This window comes from Pseudomonas sp. CFBP13509, assembly GCF_005233485.1.
GTDB lineage: Bacteria > Pseudomonadota > Gammaproteobacteria > Pseudomonadales > Pseudomonadaceae > Aquipseudomonas > Aquipseudomonas marginalis.
Window position 1 is genome coordinate 301,235 of sequence record NZ_QGAA01000006.1, and the last position, 26,268, is coordinate 327,502.

Annotated in this window: 33 protein-coding genes; 17 read left to right on the forward strand and 16 right to left on the reverse strand. The window is 61.8% G+C overall.

What is annotated here, in order from left to right; translation table 11 throughout:
* Positions 1-35 precede the first annotated feature (35 nt).
* From PspCFBP13509_RS12810 to yegS, 10 genes are all read left to right on the forward strand, one after another.
* The gene (locus tag PspCFBP13509_RS12810; protein ID WP_074847404.1) at positions 36-1,169 is read left to right on the forward strand and encodes a protein-glutamate methylesterase/protein-glutamine glutaminase; all 1,134 of its coding nucleotides are present in this window, start codon (positions 36-38) and stop codon (positions 1,167-1,169) included.
* Positions 1,169-1,909, forward strand: coding sequence for a flagellar motor protein (locus PspCFBP13509_RS12815; RefSeq protein WP_027603872.1), 741 nt, complete (start codon positions 1,169-1,171; stop codon positions 1,907-1,909). The genes PspCFBP13509_RS12810 and PspCFBP13509_RS12815 overlap by 1 nt, the downstream gene beginning before the upstream one ends.
* Before the next feature lie 142 nt (positions 1,910-2,051).
* Positions 2,052-2,939: a flagellar motor protein MotD gene (gene motD / locus PspCFBP13509_RS12825; RefSeq protein ID WP_065924143.1), complete on the forward strand. Its 888-nt coding sequence runs from the start codon at positions 2,052-2,054 to the stop codon at positions 2,937-2,939.
* A gap of 51 nt (positions 2,940-2,990) precedes the next feature.
* Complete coding sequence (locus tag PspCFBP13509_RS12830) at positions 2,991-3,779, forward strand: ParA family protein (RefSeq protein WP_065924144.1); 789 nt, start codon at positions 2,991-2,993, stop codon at positions 3,777-3,779.
* Positions 3,780-3,781: 2 nt separating this feature from the next.
* Positions 3,782-4,576, forward strand: a complete 795-nt coding sequence (locus PspCFBP13509_RS12835) for a CheW domain-containing protein (protein ID WP_065924145.1) — start codon at positions 3,782-3,784, stop codon at positions 4,574-4,576.
* An 81-nt stretch (positions 4,577-4,657) separates the two neighbouring features.
* Complete coding sequence (locus tag PspCFBP13509_RS12840) at positions 4,658-5,140, forward strand: chemotaxis protein CheW (RefSeq protein WP_005790025.1); 483 nt, start codon at positions 4,658-4,660, stop codon at positions 5,138-5,140.
* Positions 5,141-5,533, forward strand: a complete 393-nt coding sequence (locus PspCFBP13509_RS12845) for a DUF2802 domain-containing protein (protein WP_065924146.1) — start codon at positions 5,141-5,143, stop codon at positions 5,531-5,533.
* 451 nt (positions 5,534-5,984) lie between these two features.
* Complete coding sequence (locus PspCFBP13509_RS12850) at positions 5,985-6,263, forward strand: hypothetical protein (RefSeq protein ID WP_137212129.1); 279 nt, start codon at positions 5,985-5,987, stop codon at positions 6,261-6,263.
* Positions 6,264-6,358: 95 nt separating this feature from the next.
* Entirely contained in the window at positions 6,359-6,508 is a 150-nt protein-coding gene (locus PspCFBP13509_RS31420; protein WP_159440255.1) for a hypothetical protein, read from the forward strand.
* Positions 6,509-6,589: 81 nt separating this feature from the next.
* Positions 6,590-7,510 (forward strand): lipid kinase YegS, encoded by a 921-nt coding sequence (gene yegS / locus PspCFBP13509_RS12855; RefSeq protein WP_065924148.1) that lies wholly within the window; start codon positions 6,590-6,592, stop codon positions 7,508-7,510.
* Here the strand turns inward: yegS and PspCFBP13509_RS12860 are convergent.
* From PspCFBP13509_RS12860 to PspCFBP13509_RS12870, 3 genes are all read right to left on the reverse strand, one after another.
* Positions 7,469-8,128: a response regulator transcription factor gene (locus tag PspCFBP13509_RS12860; protein ID WP_065924149.1), complete on the reverse strand. Its 660-nt coding sequence runs from the start codon at positions 8,126-8,128 to the stop codon at positions 7,469-7,471. The genes yegS and PspCFBP13509_RS12860 overlap by 42 nt on opposite strands.
* Positions 8,125-9,018 carry a sensor histidine kinase gene (locus PspCFBP13509_RS12865; protein WP_065924150.1) on the reverse strand — a complete coding sequence of 298 codons (894 nt, stop codon included), beginning with the start codon at positions 9,016-9,018 and terminating at the stop codon, positions 8,125-8,127. The genes PspCFBP13509_RS12860 and PspCFBP13509_RS12865 overlap by 4 nt, the downstream gene beginning before the upstream one ends.
* Positions 9,019-9,373: 355 nt before the next feature.
* Positions 9,374-9,823, reverse strand: a complete 450-nt coding sequence (locus tag PspCFBP13509_RS12870; protein WP_174562740.1) for a hypothetical protein — start codon at positions 9,821-9,823, stop codon at positions 9,374-9,376.
* Positions 9,824-10,373: 550 nt separating this feature from the next.
* On the opposite strand from PspCFBP13509_RS12870, the gene PspCFBP13509_RS12875 reads away from it, so the two are divergent.
* Entirely contained in the window at positions 10,374-11,309 is a 936-nt protein-coding gene (locus tag PspCFBP13509_RS12875) for a chemotaxis protein CheV (protein WP_027603884.1), read from the forward strand.
* Between the two features lie 39 nt (positions 11,310-11,348).
* Positions 11,349-12,155, forward strand: a complete 807-nt coding sequence (locus tag PspCFBP13509_RS12880) for an MOSC domain-containing protein (RefSeq protein ID WP_065924151.1) — start codon at positions 11,349-11,351, stop codon at positions 12,153-12,155.
* A 63-nt stretch (positions 12,156-12,218) separates the two neighbouring features.
* On the opposite strand, the gene ppnP is transcribed toward PspCFBP13509_RS12880, so the two are convergent.
* The 7 genes from ppnP to PspCFBP13509_RS12920 form a co-directional block, all read right to left on the reverse strand.
* Complete coding sequence (gene ppnP / locus PspCFBP13509_RS12885; RefSeq protein ID WP_027603886.1) at positions 12,219-12,503, reverse strand: pyrimidine/purine nucleoside phosphorylase; 285 nt, start codon at positions 12,501-12,503, stop codon at positions 12,219-12,221.
* A gap of 193 nt (positions 12,504-12,696) precedes the next feature.
* Positions 12,697-13,239, reverse strand: coding sequence for an exonuclease domain-containing protein (locus PspCFBP13509_RS12890; RefSeq protein ID WP_065924152.1), 543 nt, complete (start codon positions 13,237-13,239; stop codon positions 12,697-12,699).
* Positions 13,240-13,313: 74 nt separating this feature from the next.
* On the reverse strand, positions 13,314-15,197 hold the full coding sequence (locus tag PspCFBP13509_RS12895; RefSeq protein ID WP_065948323.1) for an acetyl-CoA carboxylase biotin carboxylase subunit: 1,884 nt from the start codon (positions 15,195-15,197) through the stop codon (positions 13,314-13,316).
* Between the two features lie 877 nt (positions 15,198-16,074).
* The gene (locus PspCFBP13509_RS12905; protein WP_065948148.1) at positions 16,075-17,430 is read right to left on the reverse strand and encodes a 4Fe-4S binding protein; all 1,356 of its coding nucleotides are present in this window, start codon (positions 17,428-17,430) and stop codon (positions 16,075-16,077) included.
* Positions 17,427-18,266 (reverse strand): FTR1 family iron permease, encoded by an 840-nt coding sequence (locus PspCFBP13509_RS12910; RefSeq protein ID WP_137212130.1) that lies wholly within the window; start codon positions 18,264-18,266, stop codon positions 17,427-17,429. The genes PspCFBP13509_RS12905 and PspCFBP13509_RS12910 overlap by 4 nt, the downstream gene beginning before the upstream one ends.
* 9 nt (positions 18,267-18,275) lie before the next feature.
* Positions 18,276-18,599 (reverse strand): cupredoxin domain-containing protein, encoded by a 324-nt coding sequence (locus PspCFBP13509_RS12915; RefSeq protein WP_137212131.1) that lies wholly within the window; start codon positions 18,597-18,599, stop codon positions 18,276-18,278.
* Entirely contained in the window at positions 18,599-19,129 is a 531-nt protein-coding gene (locus tag PspCFBP13509_RS12920; protein WP_065927209.1) for an iron transporter, read from the reverse strand. The genes PspCFBP13509_RS12915 and PspCFBP13509_RS12920 overlap by 1 nt, the downstream gene beginning before the upstream one ends.
* A 179-nt stretch (positions 19,130-19,308) precedes the next feature.
* Between PspCFBP13509_RS12920 and PspCFBP13509_RS12925 the strand changes: the two genes are divergently transcribed.
* Positions 19,309-19,518, forward strand: a complete 210-nt coding sequence (locus PspCFBP13509_RS12925; RefSeq protein ID WP_053130271.1) for a DUF3079 domain-containing protein — start codon at positions 19,309-19,311, stop codon at positions 19,516-19,518.
* On the opposite strand, the gene PspCFBP13509_RS12930 is transcribed toward PspCFBP13509_RS12925, so the two are convergent.
* Together PspCFBP13509_RS12930 and PspCFBP13509_RS12935 are read right to left on the reverse strand one after the other, a co-directional pair.
* Complete coding sequence (locus PspCFBP13509_RS12930; RefSeq protein ID WP_137212132.1) at positions 19,507-19,785, reverse strand: hypothetical protein; 279 nt, start codon at positions 19,783-19,785, stop codon at positions 19,507-19,509. The genes PspCFBP13509_RS12925 and PspCFBP13509_RS12930 overlap by 12 nt on opposite strands.
* Before the next feature lie 68 nt (positions 19,786-19,853).
* The gene (locus PspCFBP13509_RS12935) at positions 19,854-20,330 is read right to left on the reverse strand and encodes a hemerythrin domain-containing protein (RefSeq protein WP_027607159.1); all 477 of its coding nucleotides are present in this window, start codon (positions 20,328-20,330) and stop codon (positions 19,854-19,856) included.
* A 257-nt stretch (positions 20,331-20,587) separates the two neighbouring features.
* Here PspCFBP13509_RS12935 and PspCFBP13509_RS12940 point away from each other — a divergent pair, with 257 nt between their 5' ends.
* Positions 20,588-20,794 (forward strand): PLD nuclease N-terminal domain-containing protein, encoded by a 207-nt coding sequence (locus tag PspCFBP13509_RS12940; protein ID WP_065927207.1) that lies wholly within the window; start codon positions 20,588-20,590, stop codon positions 20,792-20,794.
* Between the two features lie 61 nt (positions 20,795-20,855).
* On the opposite strand, the gene PspCFBP13509_RS12945 is transcribed toward PspCFBP13509_RS12940, so the two are convergent.
* Both PspCFBP13509_RS12945 and PspCFBP13509_RS12950 read right to left on the reverse strand, forming a co-directional pair.
* Positions 20,856-21,416 carry a type 1 glutamine amidotransferase domain-containing protein gene (locus PspCFBP13509_RS12945; protein ID WP_065927206.1) on the reverse strand — a complete coding sequence of 187 codons (561 nt, stop codon included), beginning with the start codon at positions 21,414-21,416 and terminating at the stop codon, positions 20,856-20,858.
* A gap of 30 nt (positions 21,417-21,446) precedes the next feature.
* Entirely contained in the window at positions 21,447-21,950 is a 504-nt protein-coding gene (locus PspCFBP13509_RS12950; protein WP_065927205.1) for a DUF4142 domain-containing protein, read from the reverse strand.
* Between the two features lie 186 nt (positions 21,951-22,136).
* On the opposite strand from PspCFBP13509_RS12950, the gene PspCFBP13509_RS12955 reads away from it, so the two are divergent.
* Together PspCFBP13509_RS12955 and PspCFBP13509_RS12960 are read left to right on the forward strand one after the other, a co-directional pair.
* Complete coding sequence (locus PspCFBP13509_RS12955; protein WP_137212133.1) at positions 22,137-22,349, forward strand: hypothetical protein; 213 nt, start codon at positions 22,137-22,139, stop codon at positions 22,347-22,349.
* Between the two features lie 2 nt (positions 22,350-22,351).
* Positions 22,352-22,786 (forward strand): DNA methylase, encoded by a 435-nt coding sequence (locus PspCFBP13509_RS12960; protein ID WP_065927203.1) that lies wholly within the window; start codon positions 22,352-22,354, stop codon positions 22,784-22,786.
* A 245-nt stretch (positions 22,787-23,031) separates the two neighbouring features.
* On the opposite strand, the gene PspCFBP13509_RS12965 is transcribed toward PspCFBP13509_RS12960, so the two are convergent.
* Positions 23,032-23,817: a DeoR/GlpR family DNA-binding transcription regulator gene (locus PspCFBP13509_RS12965; protein WP_137212134.1), complete on the reverse strand. Its 786-nt coding sequence runs from the start codon at positions 23,815-23,817 to the stop codon at positions 23,032-23,034.
* 121 nt (positions 23,818-23,938) lie between these two features.
* Between PspCFBP13509_RS12965 and PspCFBP13509_RS12970 the strand changes: the two genes are divergently transcribed.
* Positions 23,939-25,096: an alpha-hydroxy acid oxidase gene (locus PspCFBP13509_RS12970; protein ID WP_065927201.1), complete on the forward strand. Its 1,158-nt coding sequence runs from the start codon at positions 23,939-23,941 to the stop codon at positions 25,094-25,096.
* A 195-nt stretch (positions 25,097-25,291) separates the two neighbouring features.
* Here the strand turns inward: PspCFBP13509_RS12970 and PspCFBP13509_RS12975 are convergent, their stop codons facing one another.
* Positions 25,292-26,218: an alpha/beta hydrolase gene (locus tag PspCFBP13509_RS12975; protein WP_065927200.1), complete on the reverse strand. Its 927-nt coding sequence runs from the start codon at positions 26,216-26,218 to the stop codon at positions 25,292-25,294.
* Between the last annotated feature and the right edge of the window lie 50 nt (positions 26,219-26,268).

A 26,268-nucleotide genomic window follows, 5' to 3' on the forward strand; every position in this document is an offset into this window, starting at 1 on the left:
AGGCGGTATTGCCCGCCCCACCTAACGGAGTGTTTATGGCAGTCAAGGTCCTGGTGGTGGACGATTCGGGTTTCTTCCGCCGCCGCGTCTCGGAAATTCTTTCCGCCGATCCAAGCATCCAGGTGGTCGGCACGGCCACCAACGGCAAAGAGGCGATTGATCAAGCCATTGCGTTGAAGCCGGACGTGATCACCATGGACTACGAGATGCCGATGATGGATGGCATCACGGCAGTCCGGCACATCATGCAACGCTGCCCGACCCCGGTATTGATGTTCTCCTCGCTGACCCACGAAGGCGCCCGAGTGACCCTCGACGCGCTGGATGCGGGGGCGGTGGACTTCCTGCCGAAGAATTTCGAAGACATCTCGCGCAACCCCGAGAAGGTCAAGCAACTGCTGTGCGAGAAAGTCCACAGTATTTCCCGCAGCAACCGCCGCAGCCTGTTCAGCGCGCCAGCCCCTGCGCCGGCACCGGTTGCTGCGCCGGCGGCGCCTGCCGGTTCCACGTTTGGCCGCCCGGCGCCTGCGCCGGTTGCACGGCCTGCCGCGCCGCCGGTGCGCACGTCCGCACCGGCGGCTGCCCATTCGCCTGCGCCCAAGCGCAAGGCTTATAAACTGGTCGCCATCGGCACCTCCACCGGCGGCCCGGTCGCCTTGCAGCGCGTGTTGACCCAATTGCCGGCCAACTTCCCGGCGCCGATCGTGTTGATCCAGCACATGCCCGCCGCGTTCACCAAGGCCTTTGCCGAGCGCCTGGACAAGCTCTGCCGCATCAGCGTCAAGGAAGCCGAGGATGGCGACATCCTGCGTCCTGGCCTGGCGTTGCTGGCTCCGGGCGGCAAGCAGATGATGGTCGACGGCCGTGGCGCGATCAAAATCCTGCCGGGTGATGAGCGCCTCAACTACAAGCCGTGCGTGGACATCACCTTCGGTTCGGCGGCCAAGTCCTACGGCGACAAAGTTCTGGCGGTGGTGCTCACCGGCATGGGCGCCGACGGTCGTGAAGGCGCGCGCCTGCTCAAGCAGGGCGGCAGTGCGATCTGGGCCCAGGACGAGGCCAGCTGCGTGATCTATGGCATGCCCATGGCCATCGTCAAGGCTGACCTGGCCGACGCCGTCTACAGCCTGGACGATATCGGCAGGCATCTGGTGGAGGCCTGCCTCTGATGGATGTATTGAGCCTGATCGGCATCATCCTGGCGTTTGTCGCCATTATTGGCGGCAACTACCTCGAAGGCGGTCACCTGGGCGCCCTGGCCAACGGCCCGGCGGCGCTGATCGTGATTGGCGGCACGGTGGGCGCCGCGTTGCTGCAGTCACCGATGAGTTCGTTCAAGCGCGCGATGCAAATCCTCATCTGGATCATTTTTCCGCCGCGTGTCGACCTGGCCGGTGGCATCGATCGCGTCGTCAACTGGAGCCTCACCGCGCGCAAGGAAGGCCTGCTGGGCCTCGAAGGCGTGGCCGATGCCGAACCCGACAGCTATTCGCGCAAAGGCCTGCAATTGCTGGTGGACGGCGCCGAGCCGGAAGCGATCCGCAGCATCCTCGAGGTGGATTTCTACACCCAGGAAAGCCGCGACATCAACGCCGCCAAAGTGTTTGAAAGCATGGGCGGCTACGCGCCGACCATTGGCATCATCGGCGCGGTGATGGGCCTGATCCACGTGATGGGCAACCTGGCCGATCCGTCGCAACTGGGCAGCGGCATTGCCGTGGCGTTCGTTGCCACCATCTACGGGGTGGCCAGTGCCAACCTGGTGCTGTTGCCGGTGGCCAGCAAGCTCAAGTCGATTGCCATGCGCCAGTCGCGCTATCGCGAGATGCTGCTGGAAGGCATCCTGTCGATTGCCGAGGGCGAGAACCCGCGCTCCATCGAATTGAAGCTCCAGGGCTTCATGGATTGATGGTCATGAACCCTGTAGGAGCGAGCTTGCTCGCGAAAATCGTCAACGATAACGCGGGCATCCTGGATGAACGCGTTGCTCTCGGGTTTTTCGCGAGCAAGCTCGCTCCTACAGTTGATTTGTTTTGCGGAGGTAATCGCCTGTGAGCCGTCGCCGTCGCGAGCCTGAAGAACATGTCAACCACGAGCGGTGGCTGGTGTCCTATGCGGACTTCATCACCTTGCTGTTCGCCTTTTTCGTGGTGATGTACTCCATCTCGTCGATCAACGAAGGCAAGTACAAAGTCATTTCCCAGGCGTTGATCGGCGTGTTCAACGACGCCGACCGTTCGCTCAAGCCGATCCCGATTGGCGAAGAGCGGCCCAAGACCGTGACCCCGGCCAAGCCGCTGGTCAATGACAGCGACGAAACCGCTGCCGGTGTGGGCGGCACCAGTGATCCGCTGAAAAGCATCGCCGATGACATCAGTGCCGCGTTTGGCGACCTGATCAGCTCCAACCAGATGACCGTGCGCGGCAATGAGTTGTGGGTGGAGATCGAGCTCAATTCCAGCCTGCTGTTCGCCAGTGCCGATGCGTTGCCCAGCGACCAGGCGTTCACCATCATCGACAAGGTGGCGGCGATCCTCAAACCGTTTGAAAACCCGATCCACGTTGAAGGCTTTACCGACAATGTGCCGATCAGTACTGCGCAGTACCCGACCAACTGGGAGCTGTCATCGGCCCGTGCCGCGAGCATCGTGCGCATGCTCGCGATGCAGGGCGTGAACCCTGGACGCCTGGCGTCGGTGGGGTATGGCGAGTTCCAGCCGGTGGCCAATAACGCCACGCTCGAAGGCCGCGCACGCAACCGTCGGGTGGTGCTGGTGGTGTCCCGAAACCTGGAGGTGCGCCGTAGCCTGACCGGCACCGGTACCGCCAATGCAACACCGGATGCGGCCTTGAAGCGCGCTGGCACACAAACTGCACCGGCCCCTGCAAAGCCGCCGGTTCAGCAGAGTGCCGTCAATTCTCCGTCGCCGGCTCAATAACCTTATGCAATGTCTCGGTCGCGCGTGTGCCCACCGGGAGGAACCATCCGAATGAGAGTCTGGGCAGTTGCCAATCAAAAAGGTGGAGTCGGCAAGACCACCACCTCCATCGCTTTAGCCGGCTTGCTGGCCGAGGCGGGCAAGCGTGTGGTCGTGGTCGACCTCGACCCCCACGGCTCGATGACCAGCTATTTCGGCTACGACCCGGATGCGCTGGAGCACAGCAACTACGACCTGTTCCTGCACAAAGGCAACGTACCGGCCGACCTGCCCGGGCAATTGCTGCTGCCCACCAGTAACGAAAGCATTTCCCTGCTGCCGTCGAGTACCGCGCTGGCCACCCTGGAGCGCCAGTCGCCGGGGCAGAGCGGCCTGGGCCTGGTGATCGCCAAGACCCTGGCGCAACTGTGGCAGGACTTCGACTACGCGATCATCGACAGCCCGCCGTTGCTCGGCGTGCTGATGGTCAACGCTTTGGCGGCCAGCCAGCAACTGGTGATCCCGGTGCAGACCGAGCACCTGGCGGTCAAGGGCCTGGAGCGCATGGTCAGTACCCTGGCGATGATCAACCGTTCGCGCAAACAGGCGTTGCCCTACAGCATCGTGCCCACCCTGTTCGACCGCCGCACCCAGGCGTCCCTGGGCACCTTGCGCGTCCTGCGCGATGCCTACCCGGAGACCATCTGGAACGGCTACATCCCGGTGGACACCCGCCTGCGTGATGCCAGCCGTGCCGGGCTCACGCCGTCGCAGTTCGACGGCAAAAGCCGGGGCGTGCTGGCGTACCGGGCGTTGCTCAAGCACCTGCTGTCCCAGCAGCTTGTGGCGCAGGTGGCCTGATGATGAACCGTCCCGTCGAACTCAAGGTCAAGACCCGGCCGCAACTGGCACTGGAATCCTACCTGGATGCCTTGCTGCAGGACGCGACCGCGGAAGAATTACAGGAGCCTATCCTGGTGCTGGAGCCGGCGGTCGAAGTGCCGTCGTCGAGCAGCCTGGATGAGTTCCAGTTGGCTGTATTGGAAGAGCAGGCCCGCGATGCACTCGTCGTCCCGGTCAGCGTCCCGGTGGTCGCGCCCGTCGTGCCTGTGGTGGTCGAGCCGGTCGTGGAAGTGCACCTGCCACCGAGCATCACGCCACCGCCGGTGAGCGGCGATGATCGTCCGGCCTGGGCGGCCGAGCCATTTGAATGTCTGCTGTTCGACGTCGCCGGGTTGACCCTGGCGGTGCCGTTGGTGTGCCTGGGCTCGATCTACTCGTTGGAGGGCCAGGAACTGACGCCATTGTTCGGGCAGCCGGAGTGGTTCCTGGGCATCCTGCCGAGCCAGGCCGGTAACCTCAAGGTGCTGGACACCGCGCGCTGGGTGATGCCCGACCGCTACCGCGATGACTTCCGCCAGGGCTTGCAATACGTGATCTCGGTGCAGGGCTACGAATGGGGGCTGGCGGTGCATCAAGTCAGCCGCTCGCTGCGCCTGGACCCGAATGAAATCAAATGGCGCAGCCACCGGGGCCAGCGGCCCTGGCTGGCAGGCACCGTGATCGAACACATGTGCGCGTTGCTGGACGTTGCCGAACTGGCCGAGTTGATCGCCAGCGGTGCCGTTAAGGCGATGCCGGTGAACAAACGCAGTTGATTGGACAATAAGGGCCGCGCGAGCGTGCGGCCAAAAGAAGTACACACGCCGCCTACATCGGCATTTGAAGGGGTCAGAGATATGAACAAGTCAGCGTCCGCACAAGGTTTGGATGATCCGATCCTGCAATGGGTTACCTTCAAACTGGACAACGAAACCTACGGTATTAACGTGATGCGCGTGCAGGAAGTGCTGCGCTACACCGAGATCGCTCCGGTTCCCGGTGCGCCAAGCTATGTGCTGGGCATCATCAACCTGCGCGGCAACGTGGTGACGGTGATCGACACCCGCCAGCGTTTTGGCCTGGACACGGTCGAAGTCAGCGACAACACGCGTATCGTCATCATCGAGGCCGACAAGCAAGTGGTCGGTATCATGGTCGACAGCGTCGCGGAAGTGGTCTACCTGCGCCAATCGGAAGTGGAAACCGCGCCGAACGTGGGCAACGAGGAATCGGCCAAGTTCATCCAGGGCGTGTGCAACAAGAACAACGAACTGTTGATTCTGGTTGAGCTGGACAAAATGATGAGCGAAGAAGAATGGTCGGAACTGGAGAGCATCTGATTGTTCCTTGAGGTCGCGGTGATTGTCCTGGCCCTGTTGTGGGCCGGGACCTTGGGTTTTCTGCTGCGCTATATACGCCAGCAGCGCGAATTGGCGATGCAGCAGGCCGAGCGCGATGCGGTGCGTGATCGACGGGTGCTGGAGTTGGTCAAGCGGGTCGATCACTTCCAGCAGAGTGCGGTGAAGGTCGGGGACGAGGTGCATGAACTGCGCGCCATCCTCGCGCCGTTGCCGGACAAACTGGCGCAGATCGAGCAGCGTGATCCTTCCAGCCTGTCATTTGCCCAGGCGGCGAAGCTGGTGGGCATGGGCGCTACCGTGGATGAACTGACCCAGTCGTGTGGCTTGACCCAGGCTGAGGCGCAGTTGATGAGTAAGTTACACAAGAGCTGATTGCGCCGTGTGAACCGTGCGCCTCTCTCTATGCCTTGAATGCCGGCTGCGGCTGATTGTGTCGGATGTGTCACAGTGCCATGGTTCTCCGTGGCACTTTTACTTCTTTGTGATGACCCATCTACGCATGTAGGAAACTTCACTCACAAGGATGCGAAATGTCTGTTGATCCCCCTCTCGAGCAAAACCCTCTGTTTGGCTGCCGTCTTGGGTCGCCACCTCCGCGCTTACCGCGCAATCAAATGCCGTGCTTCAAGATCGACCGCGTAGTGCTCAGTGGCGATCAGGCTGAAGATGTCCAGTAAACCCTGTCGATGATCCGTTGCAAGGACGTTGCATCGGTGCCAGCGGCATTGACCTCACGTTGAGCCACGGGCCATGCCAGGGACGCGTTGGCGAATCTCCAGTGTGCGATGGCCGCCGCTGATCCATCACTGAAGGGAAGCAGCGAATGAACGATCTACGCAATGGACTGTACGGCGTCGCGCTGGTATTGGCGGCGGCAGGGTTGGGCGGTTGCGCCTCGTCGATGACGGTCACCGGCGAGCCGGGGGTGAAGATGGGCCAGGGTTATGCCCAGGTGCTCGCGGTGGTCAGCCGCAACAACACTGTGACCAAGCAGGTCGACGGCCAAGGCTTCCGGGCTGAGGGTTACTCGCCGATGTTCAAGGACTGCCGGATCAAATACTTCATCTTCCAGGGCGCTGATGGCTTGCAGCAGGTGAAGTAGGAGCCGGCGCCAGAGCTGTCGGTCAAGCAGAATTGCCGTCAGCCGTAAGCGGCCCTTTATTCCTCTGCGAGTTGACTGCTGATGACATTTTACGTGTGGTTCCCGTGGCGCTGCTGGTGCGCGCGGTGCCGGGGCGTGATTGCCTGGACTGGAACGTGCCGGGCGCCGGGGTGATGGCGTCGACGAAAGCGGGCTTCCCCGATCACAACGGCGAAAGCCTGGGCATGCCTGGGTCGCTGGATTAATTTTTCAACGCCCATGGCTTTTTTTCGGTCGCCCAGGGTCCACATCCTTCAAGCACCTTTGAATCCAGGAGTAAGCCACCCATGACTACCCCCAAGGCACTGTTGATCCTCCACGGCAAGCAAGCCCTCAACGAGGACGTGCGCAGCGCCGTGCTGGCCCGGCGCAGGCAGGGTGGGGAGCTGGCGGTACGGGTGACCTGGGAGGGCGGTGACGCAAAGCGCCTGGTCAAGGAAGCCTTGGAGGGCGGCTATACCCACATCGTTGCCGGCGGCGGCGACGGCACCTTGCGCGACGTGGCCGAGGCCATGGCCGAGGCCAAGGGTGAAGCCAGCCTGGTGCTGATGCCCCTGGGGACCGCCAATGACTTCGCCAAGGCTGCCGGCGTGCCATTGGAGCCCGCCCAGGCCCTGGCGTTGCTGGATGTGCCGCCCCGTGCGATCGACCTCGGCCAGGTCGGCGGGCAAATCTTCCTGAATATGGCCACCGGCGGCTTCGGCAGCCAGGTCACCGCCAATACCTCCGAAGACCTGAAGAAAGTCCTCGGTGGCGCCGCCTACCTGTTCACCGGCCTGACGCGCTTCAGCGAGTTGAAGGCCGCCTATGCCGAGCTGGACGGGCCGGATTTCCACTGGAAGGGCGAGCTGCTCGCGCTGGGCATCGGCAACGGTCGCCAGGCGGGCGGTGGGCATGTGCTGTGCCCTGGGGCATTGGCCGACGATGGCTTGCTGGACGTCAGTATCCTGCCGGCGCCCCAGGAAGTGGTCGGCACCTTGCGCGAGCTGATGGGGAACGGCTGGGAGCTGGACGCGATGTTCGTGCGGGCACGCCTGCCGTGGGTCAACATCAAGGTCGCGCAGGGCTTGTACATCAACCTCGATGGCGAGCCGCTGGAAGGTGACGACCTGCACTTCGAGGCCTTGCCCAAGGCCCTGCGCGTGCATTTGCCGGTGGGTTCGCCCCTAGTCGTCCAGGCTGATGATCTGCTCGCGCACGGCAAATAACACCAGGCCCGCCACGTCGAATATCTGCAGGCGCTTCATGATTTGCGAGCGGTGGGCTTCTACGGTCTTGATGCTCAGGCCCAGGCCGTGGGCGATCTCGCGGGTGGATTTGCCGCGCACGATCAGGCGCAGGATTTCCAGTTGGCGGGCCGTGAGGTTATGGCTGTGGCTGGCGGGCGTGGTCGGCCCCTGGCTGCGCACCAGCGCCTGGTTGATCACGGTATGGGCGATCGCCGGGCTCAGGTAGCGCTCGTTGTTGCGCAAGGCCAGCAACGCGTGTTCCAGCTCGTTGGCAGTGGTGTCCTTGAGCAGGTAGCCGTGGGCGCCTGCCTCCAGCGCACACATGATCAGCTCCGGGTCGGTGTGCATCGACAGGATCAGCACCTTGCTCCTGGGGTGCGCATGCTTGAGTTGCTGTAGCGCCTCGAGGCCGCTGGTGTGCTTCATGGACAGGTCCAACAGCACGATATCCGGCAGCAAGGTATTGAACTGCTCCAGCAATTGCGCGCCATCGCTGGCTTCGCCGGTCACCGTGTAGCCGGGAATATCCTGGATCAGCGCACGTACGCCGGCCCTGATCAGTGCATGGTCATCCACCAGGAGTAATGTGCAGGTCACTCGATAACCTTAGGGGCGCTGGCCCGTTCGAGGGAGCGAGGCGCCCAGGGGAAAAGCGCGTCTATCCGTGTGCCGTGGCCTGGTTGGCTGCTGACGGATAATGAACCGCCAAGCTGGTCAATGCGCTCGGACATGCCAGCCATGCCCCGTTGGCCTTCCAGGCCGGGGTTGATGGCGGGCGAAAAGCCCTGGCCGTCATCGCAGATGGTCAGCGACAGGCCCTCGGGCAGGCGCTGCAGGCGCACCAGCAGGTTGCGCGCCTGGGCGTGGCGCAGCATGTTGGTCACGGCTTCCTGGGTAATGCGAAAGGCCGCCACGGCCATTTCCTCAGGGATGCCGCTCAGCCGTTGTTGGCATTCAAGGCTCCAGTGCACCGGGGTGTTTTCCAGGGTTTTGAGCAGGTGCGCGCGCAGGCTGGCTTCCAGGCCCAGGCTGGCGAGCTGCCGGGGGTTGAGGATGGCGGACACGTCGCGCACCTTGGCCAGGGTCTCGTTCAAGGTGTTGCACAACACAGTGCACTGGCTTTGCAATTCATCCGGCAGGCGGCGCTTGAGCCATTCGCTTTGCAGCTTGGCGGCTGTCAGCAACTGGCCGATATCGTCATGCAGTTCACGGCTGAGGCGATGACGTTCGTTTTCCTGCACTTGCAGCAGACGATCGGCCAACTCCTGGGGCTGGAACTTGATGGATTTACGCGAGCGCCACTGTTGCAGGCCAACCACCACCAAGGTGGCCAGGTTGAGCAGCAGCACCAGCAGCGGCAACGGCGCGGAGCGGCTGTAGGCCCACAGGCTCAGCAGTAGCGAGCCGAGGCACAGGGCGAGGATCAAACGGCGTGCGTTACTGCGGGACGCGGACCTTGCGATGAATGTCTTGAGGCTGGCATGCATAGCGGATGGAGCCAATGAAGGTTCGCTGCGGGAAGACCGGTCGCGGCTGACCGGGCTCTGTTTGGAATACGTTCTTGAATCGTTCTCAAGCAGGCTGAAGTTGAGTCACTTCAAGCGGGTGCATAGTACCACCACTCTTACCGTTGGTCGCCAGGTGCCGTGCCTGGCGGGCCTATTTAAACGCGCAACAACTCGAGGAATGATAATCCCAGAGTTAATGAAGTGAGGTTGTATTATTTCAAAGGGTTTGTATCGTTAATGGCTAATTGATATTGAATCGCCATTTTTCTCCAGCGGATTAGTTGGAGTCGTCGTTTTTAGATAACCCCGTGCTTGAATGCGACCTGATAACGCTTCAAGACAAATGGTGCATACGTTGTTGCGGATTGTAACTGAAACCCTTTTGCGGAATGTGCAGGGTGACCGTGTCAATCAACTTGGTCTGTTCTTCTTTATCCAGGGTCAGCTGGCCTGTTTTTGCATCGATCAGTTCCAGCTGCCAGGCCAGCAATGTCAAGCAGTCATGCAGGGCTTCCAGGGCTTGATCATGTAACTGCAAAGGACTTTCGGCGTTGGCGATCACGTCCTGGATATGCCGCGAGAATTCGCTGATCGCTTGCAGGGCCAGGCAATCGGCCTTTTCGGCGAGCTTGATCAGGCTGATTTTCATGCAGTCGATGGCGTCACTGTCGTTGCGGATCAAATGCAGGTGGCTCAGGCATTCTTCCGACTTGGTCAGCAGCTTTTCAGCCTCGCGCAGGAACTCAGGAAGTGCAACTTGCCACTCGTTACCGTCGTTCATCATGCAAGTCTCCACAACATAAGGTCGGGTGATGAGAGGTCGCACCGGGTGAATGGCGTAAAACTACCGCTGAAAGATAACGGGAATCTGTAGGTTGCTTCTGAGTTTTCAGTAGGACGTTTATTTGAATGACGGCGACGGCTGTGCGTGGCCCCCGTGAGCGGGCTCGATTGCACACCTTCAGTTGCCGTCACGTGAACGTCTGGAAAACCCATAAGACGAGGGCTGGGGATGGCAAACAAAAGCCTGACTCCATTCATGCAATGAGAATGGCGTCACATTAATGGCTATTAGATATTGCGAACATCAGGTTGGGCCTGATTGTGCCTAGGGGAATCCCTTACATGACGGAACCTTGCGTCGATTTGAATGTCGCGCAACGTCGCTGCACCGCCATATGAACAGGCCTCAGCAGTAAAGCATGATGTCAGTGTGACATCAATGAATTTACGTGGCATTTTACCGGGGTCAAGGTCCGGCGTTTGCCGCCGATAACAAGCTAACTGCACAAACACTTCGCGCATTACTTTCCAGCGCACACCAGGAGCTCTTAATGGCCGGCATTCTCGACACGGTAGACCAACGCACGCAACTGGTGGGTGAGAATCGCCTGGAGATCCTCATGTTCCGCCTGGCCGGGCGGCAGCTGTTCGCCATCAACGTGTTCAAGGTGCAGGAAGTCCTGCAACTGCCCAAGCTGACCCTGATGCCCCAGCGCCACCCCTTCGTGTGCGGCGTGGTCAACCTGCGGGGCCAGACCCTGCCAGTGATCGACTTGTCCCAGGCCATCGGCATGCGTCCGCTGGTGCCGGGCCCCAACAGCACCATTATCGTCACCGAGTACAACCGCTCGGTGCAGGCGTTCCTGGTGGGTGGCGTGGACCGCATCGTCAACATGAACTGGGAAGCCATCCTGCCGCCGCCGACGAGCGCCGGGCGCCAGCATTACCTCACCGCCATCAGCAAGGTCGACGACCAGTTGGTGGAGATCATCGACGTGGAAAAAGTCCTCGCCGAGATCGTGCCGTACAACGCCAAGGTCTCCCGCGAAAAACTCGACGACCCGGTGCTGGAACGCGCCCGTGGCCGCGAAGTGCTGCTGGTGGACGACTCCAACGTGGCCCTGTCGCAATTGCGCGACACCCTCGGCCAACTGGGCGTGAAGATGCACATCGCCAGCGACGGTCTCAAGGCGTTGAATATGCTCAAGGCCTGGGCCGACGCCGGCCATGTGATGACCGACAAGCTGCTGATGATCTTCACCGACGCCGAAATGCCCGAGATGGACGGCTACCGCCTCACCACCGAAATCCGCAACGACCCACGGCTGCGCAAGCTCTACGTGGTACTGCACACTTCGCTGTCAGGCAGCTTCAACGACTCGATGGTGAAGAAGGTCGGCTGCGACAACTTCCTGTCCAAGTTCCAGCCGGACAAGCTGGTGGATGTGGTACGTCAGCGCCTGATGCTGGACGAAGCGTCCGCTTGACCTTAGGGTGACGGCTTTGCCCCTCAGGAATGTTGGCCCATGCTTCGTCTCAGCGCGTTGTACCGTTACCCCTTGAAGTCCGGCAAGGCCGAAACTCTGCAACAGGTCGGCCTGGATAAACTGGGGTTGGACGGCGATCGACGCTGGATGCTGGTGGATGAGGCCAGCGGGCGTTTCCTCACCCAGCGCGCCGTGGCAAAGATGAGCCAACTGTCGGCGCTGTGGAACAGCAGCGGCGGCCTGACCCTGAGTTCGCCTGGCTACGCGCCGCTGGATGTGGCGCTGCCCGGCAGCGCGGCTGAGTTACGTGGCGTGACCATCTGGCGCGACACCTTGCGTGTGCCGGACGCCGGCGACGAAGCCGCCGCCTGGGTCAGCGCCTTTATCGGCAAGCCCACGCGGCTGGTGCAGATTCCTCTGGAGCGGGCGCGCACTACCCAGGCAGGTTACGGCCGCGATGATGACCAGGTCGCGTTCGCCGACGGTTATCCGTTGCTGGTGATCGGGCAAGCGTCCCTCGACGACCTCTCGCAGAAAGTCGGCCGTCCCATGGACATGCTGCGCTTTCGCCCCAACCTGGTGATCGAAGGCAGCGACGCCTTCGCCGAAGACGGCTGGAAGCGCCTGCGCATCGGGGATGTGGAGTTTCGCGCAGTCAAGCCCTGCTCACGCTGCATTCTCACCACCATCGATCCGCACACCGGCGAGCGCAGCCCCGACCGTGAGCCTTTTGTGACGCTGGAGGCCTACCGCAAGACCGAGGACGGCGCGATTTTTGGCCAGAACCTGGTCAACGATGGTGTGGGCCGCCTGGAAGTGGGCATGCCGGTGATCATCCTCGAATAAACCATGGGCCCATAAAAAATGCCCGTCTCGCAGGAGACGGGCATTTTTTTTGCGGCGCAGCGATCAGCCGCGGTATTCGCACAGGTAAGCGGTGTCTACCGCGACCTTCAGCTGGAACTTGCTGTTGGCCGGTACGTTGAACTGGCTGCCGGCGGCGAAGGTTTCCCAGTCGTTGGCGTCGGGCAGCTTGACGCTCAGGGCGCCGGACACCACGTGCATGATTTCACGCTGGGCGGTGCCGAATTCGTATTCACCCGGGGCCATCACGCCGATGGTCGCCGGACCTTCTGCGGTGCCGAAAGCGATCGACTTGACGGTGCCGTCGAAGTACTCGTTGACTTTGAACATGGGCGAATCCTCGGAAAAAGTTGATGCTTTACGCTCATCCTGTAGGAGCGAGCTTGCTCGCGAAAAACCTGAGAGCGCCGCTGGGTGCCAGGTTTACCGCGTTATCGTTAACGACCTTCGCGAGCAAGCTCGCTCCTACAGTTGAGCAGCAAGGAAAAGGGGGAGTCAGTATGCCCAAGGCTTCGGGCGCTGCCTAGACCGGCAAAATCAGCGGCAGCAGGCGCGCGGTGTTGCGTGCATCTTCCAGCGCTCGATGTTGCTGGCCCTGGAACTGCATCCCCGCCAATTGCAGGGCGCCATTGAGCCCCAGGGGCTTGTCCAGGCGCCGGGCCTTGGCGAAGCGTTGCTTGAGGTTGACATGGGGCGTGGGGGCCATGGCGCTGGTCAGGCCATGGCGCTGCCACTCGAGCTCCAGCTGTACGCGATCGTAGTCACCCCAACTGGCCCAGCCTTCCAGGCGCGCCTGATGCTGGCCCAGCCAGCGCTCGAACAGCGGCCACACCTCGATGAACGGTGCAGCGCCGTCGATATTTGCCTGGGTGATATGGGTCAGCTGGCGACAAAAGGGCGTGAGCAAGGGGCGGCGCAGCGGCCGCACAAAGCGCTGGAAGTGGTCCAGCTCGCGGCCCTGGCGGTTCACCAGGCTCGCGCCGATCTCGATGACTTCCATCTCCGTCACGGGCCAGCCGCCTTCATCCGTTGTGGCTTCAAGGTCAATAATCAGCCAATGAGGCATCGCGCAGGTTCCCGTACTCGTCCTTTCCTGTTGGGGATAGAGCGTAGACCGGCCTTGTAGTTCCGACTAGGGGGTTATTCGATCTCCAGCAGAACCTGGCGATTGCGTACCTGATCGCCTGTTGTGACCTGCACGGCCTTGACCACGCCGTCCCTGTCGGCCTTGAGTGGATGCTCCATTTTCATGGCTTCGAGCACCAGCAGCAGTTGGCCTTTAGTCACCTGTTCACCGGTGCTGACGCGGACGTCGACGATGGCACCGTCCATCGGTGCCTTGATCGTGCCGCTGCCGGCGTCGGCCTGGCGCCCGGCAACCTGCTGGGTGCGGTTGGTGACGGTAAGGCCAGGCAGCCACAGCCGGGAGCCCTCCAGGTGATAGGCGATGCGACGGCGAACGCCGTTGAGCACCAGGGTGGCGCGACGGCCATCGGTGCTGAGTGGCAGGGCGGCGGCGGTGACGGTGTGGGTTTCGCCGTCGGCCTCCAGGCGAAAGGTGCAGGGAACACGGGCGTTGTTGCGCCATCCCGCGAGGCCGTGGGGATGCTGGTCGGCGCTGTGTTGGTAAAACAGCGCGGCGGCCAGGGCGAGTTGATCACTTGTCGCGGCCGGGCGCGGTATTTCGCTGAAGTGCTCGGCGATAAACCCGGTGCTGAAATCACCGTCGATAAAGCCTGGGTGCTTGAGCAGTTCAGCCAACAAGCGCTGATTGGTCGTCACCCCCAGCAACAGCGTGTCTTCCACCGCCCGCAGCAGCTTGCGCCGGGCTTCTTCGCGGGTGGCGCCATGGGCGATGAGCTTGCCGAGCATCGGGTCATAGAACGGGCTGATGGTTTCGCCTTCGCACAGCCCATGGTCAACCCGTACGCCCACGGCCGGTTCCCAGCGCAGCACCTCACCGGTTTGCGGCAGGAAGCCCTGGGCCGGGTCTTCGGCATAGAGGCGCACTTCCATGGCGTGGCCGTTCAGGCTCACCTGCGCCTGCTCGAGCGGCAGCGGCTGGCCGGCGGCGATTTGCAGTTGCCAGGCCACCAGGTCGAGGCCGGTGATCAGCTCGGTGACCGGGTGCTCCACTTGCAGGCGGGTGTTCATTTCCAGGAAGTAGAACCGGCCGTTGCGGTCGAGCAGGAACTCCACGGTACCGGCGCCGAGGTAGTTTACCGCGCGTCCGGCCTTGAGCGCGGCTTCGCCCATGGCCTGGCGCAGTTCGGGCGTCATCACCGGGCAGGGCGCTTCCTCGATGACTTTTTGATGACGGCGCTGGATCGAGCAGTCCCGTTCGCCGAGGTAAATCAGGTTGCCGTGGCGGTCGCCGAACAGTTGGATCTCGACGTGGCGCGGCTCGATCAGCGCCTGTTCGAGGATCAGTTCGTCACTGCCGAACGCATGCCTGGCCTCCGAGCGGGCGCTGTGCAGGCTTTCCAGCAGCGCCTCCGGCTGGTGGACCAGGCGCATGCCACGGCCACCGCCGCCGGCGCTGGCCTTGATCATCAGCGGGTAGCCGATGCGCTCGGCTTCACGTTGCAGGCAGGTGTCGTCCTGGGCGCTGCCCTGGTAGCCGGCGATGCAAGGCACCCCGGCCTCGAGCATGGCGAGCTTGGAGCGGCGCTTGCTGCCCATCAGTTCGATGGCCTCGGCGCTGGGGCCGATGAAGGTCAGGTCGGCGTCTTGGCACGCGCGGGCGAAATCGGGGTTTTCCGAGAGGAAGCCGTAGCCGGGGTGGATGGCATCGGCGCCGGTTTTTTCCGCGGCCTCGAGGATGGCCGGGATATTGAGGTAGGACTGTTGTACCGCCGCGGGGCCGATGCGCACGGCTTCGTCGGCCATCTGCACGTGCAGGGCCTCGGCGTCGGCGTCGCTGTAGACGGCGACGGTGCGGTAGCCCAAGGCCTGGGCCGTGCGTTGGATGCGGCAGGCGATTTCGCCGCGGTTGGCGATCAGGATTTTTGTGAACTGCGGCATTTTTTGCTCCGTGTGTATATCCGTTATTTAGGTAACGGCCACTTAGGGTTCCGCTCTTACAGCGGGTCACTTTTGGAAGGACCCAAAAGTAACCAAAAGGTCCTCGCCCCAACACTCGGCACCTCGCCTAGGCNCGTGGGCCGCCGCGATGGGCCATCCTTGGCCCAGCGCGGCTAACCCGGCGTCCTGCCGGGTTACCCACGCTCCAAAGCCTGCGTTCGGCCAGCGTGTTTGACGGGGCGATTTGAGATCAAAAGCCAAAGCGCGGCGGCCTTAGAGCCGACCGGAGTTGAGTCTGGTGTACTGGGTTAAAAATGTGGGAGGGGGCTTGCCCCCGATGAGCATAGGTATCTACACAACTCTTAAAGGCTGACACATAACTCTGTGGTGAGCGGGCTTGTCGAATCGTCGCACCGCCCCTCCCACATTTGGATCTCCATCCAGCAGGTAGACCTCAGGCTGCTTTTGCTCTGGCTTTTGATCTTGATCTCAGGCGCCCCGTTAACCACGCTGGCCGAACGCAGGCTTGAATCCGTGGGTAACCCGGCAGGACGCCGGGTTAGCCGTCCTGGGCCAGGGATGGCCCATGACGGCGGCCCACGGATTCAAGCCTGCGTTCGGGCATACCGAGCCTAGGCGAGGTACCGAGTGGTGGGGCGAGAGCCTTTTGGTTACTTTTGGGCTCTTTCCAAAAGTGACCCGCTGTAAGAGCGGAACCAATAGCAGCCGTTACCGCAGCAACGGATATGTACTCATTCCAACCGGTCAACTCCAACGACATGGTCGGCCCGAAGGCCGCCACGGGAGCAAGCGCCCGCGCCACAGATACCCATGCTCATCAGGGGCAAGCCCCCTCCCACATTTGGATCGGTGTGCATCAGCCAGCCCACCCCCAGAACTGCAACCACCAGCCATAGCCCACCAGCCCGTTGCTCAGCAGTACGCACAACCACCCCAGGCAGCGCGGTCGGGTTCCAAGCCCCTGGAGCTGCCGCCAGCCCAACCACAAGCACCAGCCAATCGCCGCGCTCAACACCAGTGCACGAGCCGGTTGCACCCACGTCAATGCCAACCCTTCATAGCGCAACAACTTCACCGTCGTCGCCGACAGCCCCAGGAACAGCCCTGCACCCCCCAGGGGCGTGAGTGTCAGTGCCAAGGGCCGAAACAGTGCGCGGTCGCCGGCCACAGACGCGGCCAGGCGCAGCAGCAGCCAGCAGCCACCGCCGAGCAGCAGTGCGCTGCCAGCCAGGTACAGCACGATGCACAGGCCATCGAGCCAACTGAAGCTGTCGTTGAGTGGCGGGTAGTGGGTGAGCAGCCACCAGGGCGCGTTGTCTTGCAGCAGCCATAGCCAGTCGCGGCTTACCAGCCATTCGGCGAGTGTTTGTTTGAGCGCGATAAACCACGGGCTTACGGTCCATTGGAACGCGCCCATGGCCAGGCCGATCACGCCAAACAGCAGCAGGCGCGCATCCCACGGTGAGCCGGGTTGATGGGGCGCGTGGAGAATCTCCTGATTGCATGAGCGGGCGATCAGTTGCACCGCGCCGCGTTGCCCGCTGCAACGGCCACAGGCGTGGCAGTCGCTGGCGCCTTGCAGGCGGCGGATGTCCAGGAGTGGCGCGCAGTTGGGCAGCGGCAGGCGCGGGGCGTCGTTGGCTTTCCAGCGTTGTTCATCCACGGCGAAATGCACCGGCGCCAGGCGGGCGAGCAGGGCGAACACGCCGCTCACCGGGCACAGGTAACGGCACCACACGCGCTTGCCGCGCACGAACAGCAGGCCGACCGCCACCGCCGCCAACGTCGAGCCGCCGAGGATCAGCAATGCTGCCTGGGCGTAGTCGTACACGCTGATCAACTGGCCGTAGAGCGTGGTGAGGCAAAAGCCCAGGGTCGGCCAGCCGCCCCAACGCAGCCAGCGCGGTATGCCGAGGCCGCGCCCGTGCTGGCTGGCCCATTCGCTCAGCGAACCCTCCGGGCACAGCACGCCGCACCACAGGCGCCCGAACAGCACCATCGACAGCAACACGAACGGCCACCAGATCCCCCAGAAGATAAATTGCGCGAGCAGCGTCAGGTTGTTCACCATGCGCGCTTGGCTATCGGGCAACGGCAGCACGGCGGGCAGCACCAGCAACACGGCGTAGACCAGCACCACCACCCATTGCGCAGCACGGATCAAGCGCCCATGGCGGCGCATGCCATCGCCCAGTTGCTGCAACCAGCTCATGCCGCGTGCCGGGCGCGACGCAGGCCGTTGCCCACCCATAGCCAGTAGCCGAGCAGTACCAACACGGTGATAAGGCTGGGGGCCGCCCGGTAGCCGGCAAAGTCGGCCAGCAGCGCGCCGAGGCCATGGCTGTCGCTGAGCAGCGCGCTGCTGTCCCAGCGGCTGTCACCGATTGCGGCGTAGACCCACTCGGGCATGTCCATACCCAGCAGTTGCCCACTGATACGGTCCACGGCCGCGATCAGCAAGGCGCCGCCGAGCAGCAACAGCAGCGCCTCGCTGAGGGCGAAAAACAGTGACCAGGAGATAAAGCGCCGACTGCCGTGCAACAGCAGCACGGTGAGCCCCGCCAGTGCCAGGCCGAGCAGGCCGCCAAGGGCGAACAGGCCTTGCGCCTCATCGTGCAGGCGCGCCCCGGCGCCATACAAGAACACCACGGTTTCACTGCCTTCGCGACTGACCGCCAGCAGCGCCAGTAACAACACCCCCCAGCCGCCCTGGCGCGCCAGGCGCTCATCGGCCTCGCGTACCAGGCTGTGTTTGAGCGTGGCCGCGTTGCGGTGCATCCAGAACACCATCTGCACCATCAAGCCGCTGGCCAACAGGGTCAGCGCCGCTTGCAGCCACTCGCCCTGTGGGCCGGTCATGGTGTCACCGGCCCACAGCATCAAACCGGCCAGCCCGGCCGAACACAGCAACCCCAGCAGCACCCCGGCCCAGAGGAAGCGGGCCAGTTGCGCATGGCCGGCCTGGCGGCTGATCCAGGCCTGCAGGATACCGATCACCAGCAGGGCCTCGACGCTTTCACGCCAGACAATAAACATCGATTGATTCATCAACGGCTCCTATTCGGCGAGGATGCTGCCTTCGGGCAACTGTGGGTTGAACTCGTCGAAGAACGGGTACAACCCCGGCTTGAGCGGGTGGATCACCACAAAGGTGGTCACCCCCGCAGACAACACCTTCTCGACCCGCAACGGCGTGCTTTCGAATTCGGCCGGGCCTTGGCCGATGTTCTTGAGCACGATCTTGAAACGCTCTTCGGCCTTGACCACCAGTTGTGGCGGGTCGAAGTGGCCGTCCTGCAGGCTCAACTCATAGGTGGGCAACGGCGCCGCCACTGCCGCACCGCTTAGCAGCAGGCCGCCGAGCAACAGGGCGCGGCGCATCAATAGCCGCCTTTTTTGCCGATGCCGGCGTAGACGAATTCGTAGTGCACTTCGCAGCGTTCGAACCACGGGGCGACCCCGGTTTCCTTGTCGGTATGACGGCCCAGGGAGTGGTGGCCGGTGGGCGGCAATACGCTGAAGGTGAGGGTGTATTTGCCCGGGCCTTGCAGCTTGACGTTATCGCCATAGTGCGGCCCGTCGTTGGCGACCATGGCGTGGAAGTCGCCGCTGATGGGCGTGTCGCTGCCTTGTTTCTTCAGGGTGAAAGACAGGTTGAGGTAGGGCACGAAACTGCCTTCCTGAAACCCTTGGGCGTTGTCCGCCGTGGCGCGTACATCGGCCTCCAGGTGCACATCGGAATCGGCCGTGGCGCGCATCATGCCGGCGGGTGCCATCTCGATCGGCTGGAGGTACACCGCGCCGATTTCCAGGCCCGGGCAGTGTTGCGGTTCGCCGATTGGATACTCCTTGGCAACTGCCACGGAGGTGCTCAGCAGCAGGGCAAGGCACAGCAAAGAAGGGGTACGCATGGAGGCTTCCTGATGGGTGTGGAGAGAGAACCCGAGTCTAGGAAGATCAGCAGTAAATAATAATGATTCTTGTCAAGTTCCGAGGATATTTCATCTTGGCCAGGCTTGATGCCGGTCAAGGTTGTACAGGCTGTATGGGGGTAGGTTGCAGGGAGTGTTCGTCGCCAGGGAGTCGACTCATGGCCAAGCCTTTTCCGCTGCACCCCAAGCATCCCGAACGTATCTGTTGGGGCTGTGATCGCTACTGTGCTGCCACCGACCTGGCTTGCGGCAATGGCGCCGACCGCACCATGCACCCGGCCGAGATGATCGGGGATGACTGGTACGAGCATGGCGACTGGGGGCTTGCGCCCGAGCCGCCGGTGGCGGATGAGCCGTCAGCTGCCTGAGCGGGGTTTTTCCTTGTCGTCTTTAGGGGGGGCAGCCGGCCTGACGGGTTTGCTCGGCGGTTTGGCGGTGTCCTTGGTTTTTTTGTCGCTGTCCGAGGGGCTGCTGGGGTAGGTCCCCGGTGGCAGGGCGGAGCCGGCGGCGCTGTCGCCACTCAAGGCGTTGGCGGCAGGTTCCGGGTTATCGCCAAAGGCGGCGAGGGCGGGGCCGGAGAGCAGGGCTGACAGGCCGACGATAAGCACAATCCGTTGGGACGATCTGGTCTTCATGACGCTATCCCCTATCGTGTAGATGTATCAGGAGCCTGGATGAATGCCAGGCTCCGGTCCTGCCTCGATCAAGCCGCCATGGGCTTGCTTGATTGCGACTTTTTATGCGCCGCTTTCATGGCTTCCATTTCGGCGCCCAACTCTTCAAGCAGCGCCTTGCCGAGCAGTTTTTTGGCCTGAGGGAACATCTCGGTTTCCTCTTCTTCGATATGGTGCTCGAGCAATTCCTTGACCACCTTGACGCGGCCGGAAAACTCGGTGGTCGACGGTTCGGTCTGCTTCAGGTCGGGCAGCACCAGGGCGTCGACGGTGCGGTGCTCTTCCTTGGCCTCGTGGTACATGATGTCCTGTTCCTTGCCGCCGGCCTTTCTGAACGCCGGGTAGAGGATTTCTTCTTCCAGCCTGGTGTGCAGGCTGATTTCCGCTTCCAGCTTGGCCAGCAGCTCCGTGCGCTTTTTCACCCCGCGTTCGGTGGACTCACTCAATTGAGTCAACAGGGCCTTTACGCGTTCGTGGTCGGCTTTGAGCAGGTCAATGGCATTCATCGGTGACACCTCACGGGAAACTCAGGGCGCGTCGATATGCACGCCTCGTCCCGTGCAGTGGTGCATCAGGCGTACCAACTTGAGCGATTTTAAATTGGCCTTTTAATTCAATTGGTTGAAGAGGATTGCAGAGAGCGCCTGTCGTGCAGGTTGCATGGTCGGCCTGGGGGGAACGTTGCATTCCACCACCCAGGAAAATTTAAATGAACCCTCGCGGCCGATGCTTGAACTAACGCATACGACCTAGGAGGTGAAGCATGGAAATTCAATATATCTGGATTGCGTTGGCGGTAGTTCTGCTGCTTTTGGAATTGTGGGCGATCAATATCGTATTGCGCAGCACCAGTGGCTGGGAGACCAAGGGCTTATGGCTGGTGATCCTGATCTTCGTACCGCTGGTGGGCCTGATTGCGTGGGCTATGTTCGGGCCCAAGCGGGAGATGCCGGAACAGCGTAAAAGCTGAGTGGCCGGGGTAACGCAAAACAGGCGCCGAAAGGCGCCTGTTTGCGTTCAACGTTGGCGGTTCAACCAGCGACAGCCTGGGCAATCGCCTCGTTGAAAGCAGGCAGATCGTCCGGTGTACGCGAGGTGATCAAGGTCCAGCCATTGGCCTGGCATTGCTTGACTTCGGTATCGACCCACCCGGCCGCGCCAGCGTTTTCCAGGTCGATGCGCACGCTTTTGTACGAGGTCAGGGTCTTGCCCTTGATTACGCCGGCGTCGATCAGCGTCCATGGGCCGTGACAGATCGCCGCGATGGTTTTACCGGCTTGGGCAAAGTCCTTGATCAGGCGCAGCGCCGCCGCGTCCTGGCGCAGGGTATCGGCATTGACGGTACCGCCAGGGATCACAAGGGCGTCAAAGTCGCTGCTGGCCACGTCCGACAGTTGCACGTCGGATTCCACGGTTTTGTCCTTTTCGGTGTCGCCGACAAAGGTCTGGGTGGAGCCGCCTTTGCTGGACGCGTGGGTCACCGTGGCGCCATAGCCACGCAGTGCTTCCAGGGGCTTGAGCAGTTCGTCGCGCTCGATGCCGGTGTTGGAGGTGATGACCAGAATCTTCTTGCCGTTGAGTTGCGAACTCATGATCGAATGTCTCCTTGAGTCAGGAATGAATTAATGGTCGTGCTTGGCTTGCAGCTCCTTGGCCATTTTCAAATGGGCTTCAAGGGTTGGCAGCGTCTTGGTGGCGAAGGCTTTCAGCTCGGCATTGTCCGAGGAAGCAGCTTCCTTCTTGAACAGCTCGACGGTTTTTTCATGGGCGTCGACCTGGTTGTTGGCGTAGGCCTTGTCAAATGATTCGTCGCGCAGTTCCAGGATGGCTTTCTTGGCCTTGTCAGTCAGGGCCGCGTCATCCGGCACTTCGATGTCGAGTTTTTTTGCCAGGGCCATCAGTTCCTGATTGGCCTTGGTATGGTCGGTGACCATGTGCTGGGCAAACGTCTTCACGTCGGCCGAGCTGCTTTTTTCGAGGGCCAGTTTGCCGGCTTCCACCTCGGTGATACCGCCTTGGGCTGCGTCATCGACGAAGCTGTTGGAGGTGGCGGCCATGGCGTTGGATATTGCGCCCGCAACCAGTACGAAAGTCAGGCCCATTTGTTTCATCAGCAGAGTGGTCATGATGGAGCTCCTTGAAAGTGGCGGGATGCCGTTACCTGACTGTTGAGCCGAGGCCGGGGCAAAAGGTTTAAATTTTTTTGTTCCTGTTTGTCCGCGGCAATTTCCTTGAACTATCGACATTCACAGGCCTCTGCTGCGTAAGTGCCCGCCGCTTTCGCGAGCCTTCAACTGCCAGGAGATTTCACTGTGACTGCCGATAAAACCCCAGACCCGATCAGTTCCGAACAGGCGCAAAAAGGTACTGATAAAGCCGCCAAGGGCCAGCCACTGGAACGCCCGAATCCCAGCACCGAAACCGTCGACAAAGTGCTGACACCCACCTCGATCAAGGACACCGAACGCCAGGCCGACGCCATCAACGAACGGGCGGATGATGCCGAGCGCAAGCTGGGGCACTGAGCATGGCCAAGTCTATTTCAGCGGCTGAACTGGGCATCGATCTCAAGCCTGGGGATGACGCCAGCCTGTTCAAGTGGCTTGTCGCCAGCTTCCTGATGGGCAAGCGCATCCAGGCGCCGATTGCGGCGCAGGCCTACAAGGTGATCGTTGAGGAAGAGGGGCGCGATACGGCGCGCAAGCTGCAACATTGCACCTCCAAGGAATTGGTGGCGATGTTGGGGCGTGGCCACTACGTGCGGTACGACGAAAGCACCGCACAGCGCCTGCTGGACCTGAGTGCCAAGCTGAACGCCGAGTACGCCGGCAAGATCAGCCACATCCGCAGTGCCAGCGAAAACCGCCAGGCGTTCGAACAGCGCCTGGGTGAATTTGACGGCGTGGGGCCCAAGACCATCGAGATTTTCATGCGCGATGCGGCCAAGGTGCTGTCGTGGTGAGCAGGCTTGTTGTGGCTAGTGAGCTTGCTGTGGTGAGCAAGCTTTTTTGGGGTGAGTGAGCTTGTTGTGGTGAGCGGGCTTGCCCCGCGCTGGGCTGCGAAGCGGCCCTAAAACCAGTCACCGCGTTCAGGCAGGCAGGATAATGACGGTGGCCTTATGAGGGGCCGCTACGCGCCCCAGCGCGGGGCAAGCCCGCTCACCACAAAAAAAGCCTGCCAGCCACACCGCCATTTGATGCCCTGTACCTACTCGACCTCGACCCGCAACACCTCCACCCCTAACTGCTCATACGCCTCCACACTCGGCACATGCCACTCGGTGATCAACGTGTGAATACGGTTGCACGGCGCCACCACAAACGGTTCAACCGCACCCAGTTTGTCGGCCATGGTCACCGCCACCACATGGGAGGCGCTGTCGAGCAGGGCCTGCTTGACCGCGACTTCATCAAAATGCAGCGAGCTGATGCCCACTTGCGGATGCAGTGCGCATACCCCGGTAAACAGCAGGTCGGCCTTGATGCCCTGGATCAGGCGCACCGCCTCGTGACCGCTGGTGGACAAGGTGGCCGGGTTGAGTTGGCCGCCGGCAAGTATCACTTTCACATCGCGGTGGTCGGCCAGGGCGATGGCGATCATCGGTGATGGCGTGACCACCGTGAGGCGGATCGAATGCGGCAATGACTGGGCGATCTGCAAGGTGGTGGAGCCGGAATCGAACAGCACGATCTGGCCGTCTTGCACCTGGTCGGCGGCGAGTTGCGCGAGTTGACGCTTGGCTTCATTGGTCTCGCCGACGCGGGTGAAGAAGTCCTTGCCGGTGTCCTTGGGCCGGGGCAGGGCGCCACCGTGCACGCGCTGCAACAGGCCGGCGGCGGCGAGTTCGCCGAGGTCGCGGCGGATGGTGTCCTGGGACACGGCGAAGTGCTCCACCAGCTCCGAGGCAGTGACTTTGCCGTCGCGTTCCAGCAGTAACAGGATCTTTTGTTTGCGCAGGGAAGGCAGGTCGATGGCGTGATGGGTGTTGTGCATGTTTGTGCGCTTTTTTGCGGGTTTGTGCGAGATTAGTCTGCAGTCGATATAAACGCAATGGTTGGTTGCCCACCCGTGGGGCGGTTACTCTCTGCGCTCAGTTCAGGGAGAGGTGACCTAGATGTCGTTGATTACAACCATCGAAGATTTACGCAAGCTGGCGCAAAAGCGGGTGCCACGGATGTTCTACGATTACGCCGATTCCGGGTCCTGGACTGAAAGCACCTACCGCGCCAATGAAAGCGATTTTGCCCGGATCAAATTCCGCCAGCGCGTGGCGCGCAATATCGATGAACGTTCGATCCGCGCCACCATGCTCGGCCAGGACATGGCCATGCCCGTTGCCTTGGCCCCCACCGGTCTGGCGGGCATGCAACATGCCGATGGCGAGATTCTTACCGCCCGGGCCGCCGCCGCGTTTGGCCTGCGCTATACCTTGTCGACCATGAGTATCTGTTCGTTGGAGGACATCGCCGAACAGGTCGGCAAGCCGTTCTGGTTCCAGCTGTATGTGATGCGCGACCGTGGCTTTGTCGAGCAATTGATCGAGCGTGCCAAGGCGGCCGGTGTGGACGCACTGGTGCTGACCCTGGACCTGCAGATCCTCGGGCAGCGTCACAAGGATTTGATCAACGGCTTGTCGGCACCGCCCAGGTTGACCTTGCCGAACCTCCTCAACATGGCCACCAGGCCGCGCTGGGTGATGGGCATGCTCGGTACCCGGCGGCGTGGCTTCGGCAATATCGTCGGGCATGTGAAGGGCGTCGCGGACATGGGTTCGCTGTCATCGTGGACCGCCCAGCAATTCGACCCGCGCCTGAGCTGGGACGATGTGGAATGGATCAAGCAGTGCTGGGGCGGCAAGCTGATCATCAAGGGCATCCTCGATGTGGAAGACGCGCGCCTGGCTGCCAATTCCGGGGCGGATGCACTGGTGGTGAGCAACCACGGTGGCCGCCAGTTGGATGGTGCGCCGTCGAGCATCAGCCAGTTGCCGGCGATTGTCGACGCGGTGGGCGAGCGCATTGAGGTGTGGCTGGACGGCGGCATTCGCTCCGGCCAGGACGTGCTCAAGGCGATGGCACTCGGCGCCAAGGGCACCATGATCGGTCGCCCGCATTTGTATGGTCTGGGCGCGATGGGCGAAGCAGGGGTGACCAAGGCGCTCGAGATCATCGCCCGTGAATTGGACGTGTCGATGGCGCTGTGTGGCTATAACGATATACGCGATGTGAATCGCGAGATTCTGCTGCCGGGTACATTTCCAAAAATCGTTTAATCAGCAAAAAAATCGTAAAAAAATAAAAAGAGTTGTCCACGAAAACCGTGGGTATCTCTGTGGATAACTTTGCGAACGCCCGGCAGGGTTGGCGATTTAACCAAAGGTTAATATTTGATCAACTGCCGGCGAGGGCCAGTATGGGCAGGGTTTGCGCTTGACAGCCAAGCGCGAACCCAGTGCCGAAAAACGGATTTATGACTCGTTGTCACGGCCGGTTGCGTGGGTGACAACCTGGGCGGGCATCTTCGCTTGCATCAGGTTGTCGAGTGCCTGGCGATAGCTGCGACCGGCCAGGCTCATGCTGTTGTTGTGGCTGGCACCCGGCACCAATAAGAGGCGTTTGGGTTGCCGGGCCGCTTCAAATAGTTGCTCGCTGAAGCGGGGCGGCACATAGCGATCATCCAGGCCATGCACCACCAGCAATGGCATATGGATATCGGCGATCTTGTCGATGGAGTCGAACTTCTGCGACAGCAACCAACGCACCGGCAGCGAAGTATTGGCCACCGCCGCGGCTACATCGGCCAGGGAGGTGAAGGTGGATTCGATGACCAGCCCACGTACCGGCAGTGGCGTTTGCTTGCCCAGTTCGGCGGCCAGGTCGATGGCTACCGCGCCGCCGAGTGAGTGCCCGTAGATCAGGCGCTTGCCGGGGTCCGGTTGCAGCACCTGGAAGCGTTCCCAGGCGATGCGCGCGTCTTCGTAGACCGTGGTTTCCGAGGGCAGCTCGCCGTGGCTCTGGCCAAAACCGCGATAGTCGATGGCCAGCACCGAGTAACCCAGGGCGTGCAATTGCTCGATGCGAAACAGCTGCCCGGTGAGGTTCCAGCGCACGCCATGCAGGTAGAGGATCGCCGGCGCGTCCTTGTTGGCTGCCGGGTACCACCAGCCATGAATGTTCTGCCCCGATTTGAAACTGGCGGGCTTGAGCTCGAATTCCTGCACCGCCTTGGGTAAGCCGCTGTACCAACTGGCGGTGCCGGGCTCGATGCGAAAAACCAGCTCGCGCTCCTTGTGTTGCAGCACCGCGCAGCCCACGGGCAGGCCGACGATCAACAGTGCCATGCACAGCAGGGGAAACCAGCGCAGGCTCAGGCGCGATAGAAAACGAGAGGGCATGAAGATTCCAGGGCAAAGGTGAAGTGGGGGTTTTACCAGATGGCCTACAC

Coding starts and splice junctions, on each gene's coding strand:
- PspCFBP13509_RS12810 (WP_074847404.1), top strand. CDS start 36: ATGGCAGTCAAGGTCCTGGTGGTGGACGATTCGGGTTTCTTCCGCCGC.
- PspCFBP13509_RS12815 (WP_027603872.1), top strand. CDS start 1,169: ATGGATGTATTGAGCCTGATCGGCATCATCCTGGCGTTTGTCGCCATT.
- PspCFBP13509_RS12830 (WP_065924144.1), top strand. CDS start 2,991: ATGAGAGTCTGGGCAGTTGCCAATCAAAAAGGTGGAGTCGGCAAGACC.
- PspCFBP13509_RS12835 (WP_065924145.1), top strand. CDS start 3,782: ATGAACCGTCCCGTCGAACTCAAGGTCAAGACCCGGCCGCAACTGGCA.
- PspCFBP13509_RS12840 (WP_005790025.1), top strand. CDS start 4,658: ATGAACAAGTCAGCGTCCGCACAAGGTTTGGATGATCCGATCCTGCAA.
- PspCFBP13509_RS12850 (WP_137212129.1), top strand. CDS start 5,985: ATGAACGATCTACGCAATGGACTGTACGGCGTCGCGCTGGTATTGGCG.
- yegS (WP_065924148.1), top strand. CDS start 6,590: ATGACTACCCCCAAGGCACTGTTGATCCTCCACGGCAAGCAAGCCCTC.
- PspCFBP13509_RS12865 (WP_065924150.1), bottom strand. CDS start 9,018: ATGCATGCCAGCCTCAAGACATTCATCGCAAGGTCCGCGTCCCGCAGT.
- PspCFBP13509_RS12870 (WP_174562740.1), bottom strand. CDS start 9,823: ATGATGAACGACGGTAACGAGTGGCAAGTTGCACTTCCTGAGTTCCTG.
- PspCFBP13509_RS12875 (WP_027603884.1), top strand. CDS start 10,374: ATGGCCGGCATTCTCGACACGGTAGACCAACGCACGCAACTGGTGGGT.
- PspCFBP13509_RS12880 (WP_065924151.1), top strand. CDS start 11,349: ATGCTTCGTCTCAGCGCGTTGTACCGTTACCCCTTGAAGTCCGGCAAG.
- ppnP (WP_027603886.1), bottom strand. CDS start 12,503: ATGTTCAAAGTCAACGAGTACTTCGACGGCACCGTCAAGTCGATCGCT.
- PspCFBP13509_RS12890 (WP_065924152.1), bottom strand. CDS start 13,239: ATGCCTCATTGGCTGATTATTGACCTTGAAGCCACAACGGATGAAGGC.
- PspCFBP13509_RS12895 (WP_065948323.1), bottom strand. CDS start 15,197: ATGCCGCAGTTCACAAAAATCCTGATCGCCAACCGCGGCGAAATCGCC.
- PspCFBP13509_RS12905 (WP_065948148.1), bottom strand. CDS start 17,430: ATGAGCTGGTTGCAGCAACTGGGCGATGGCATGCGCCGCCATGGGCGC.
- PspCFBP13509_RS12910 (WP_137212130.1), bottom strand. CDS start 18,266: ATGAATCAATCGATGTTTATTGTCTGGCGTGAAAGCGTCGAGGCCCTG.
- PspCFBP13509_RS12915 (WP_137212131.1), bottom strand. CDS start 18,599: ATGCGCCGCGCCCTGTTGCTCGGCGGCCTGCTGCTAAGCGGTGCGGCA.
- PspCFBP13509_RS12920 (WP_065927209.1), bottom strand. CDS start 19,129: ATGCGTACCCCTTCTTTGCTGTGCCTTGCCCTGCTGCTGAGCACCTCC.
- PspCFBP13509_RS12925 (WP_053130271.1), top strand. CDS start 19,309: ATGGCCAAGCCTTTTCCGCTGCACCCCAAGCATCCCGAACGTATCTGT.
- PspCFBP13509_RS12930 (WP_137212132.1), bottom strand. CDS start 19,785: ATGAAGACCAGATCGTCCCAACGGATTGTGCTTATCGTCGGCCTGTCA.
- PspCFBP13509_RS12935 (WP_027607159.1), bottom strand. CDS start 20,330: ATGAATGCCATTGACCTGCTCAAAGCCGACCACGAACGCGTAAAGGCC.
- PspCFBP13509_RS12940 (WP_065927207.1), top strand. CDS start 20,588: ATGGAAATTCAATATATCTGGATTGCGTTGGCGGTAGTTCTGCTGCTT.
- PspCFBP13509_RS12945 (WP_065927206.1), bottom strand. CDS start 21,416: ATGAGTTCGCAACTCAACGGCAAGAAGATTCTGGTCATCACCTCCAAC.
- PspCFBP13509_RS12950 (WP_065927205.1), bottom strand. CDS start 21,950: ATGACCACTCTGCTGATGAAACAAATGGGCCTGACTTTCGTACTGGTT.
- PspCFBP13509_RS12960 (WP_065927203.1), top strand. CDS start 22,352: ATGGCCAAGTCTATTTCAGCGGCTGAACTGGGCATCGATCTCAAGCCT.
- PspCFBP13509_RS12965 (WP_137212134.1), bottom strand. CDS start 23,817: ATGCACAACACCCATCACGCCATCGACCTGCCTTCCCTGCGCAAACAA.
- PspCFBP13509_RS12970 (WP_065927201.1), top strand. CDS start 23,939: ATGTCGTTGATTACAACCATCGAAGATTTACGCAAGCTGGCGCAAAAG.
- PspCFBP13509_RS12975 (WP_065927200.1), bottom strand. CDS start 26,218: ATGCCCTCTCGTTTTCTATCGCGCCTGAGCCTGCGCTGGTTTCCCCTG.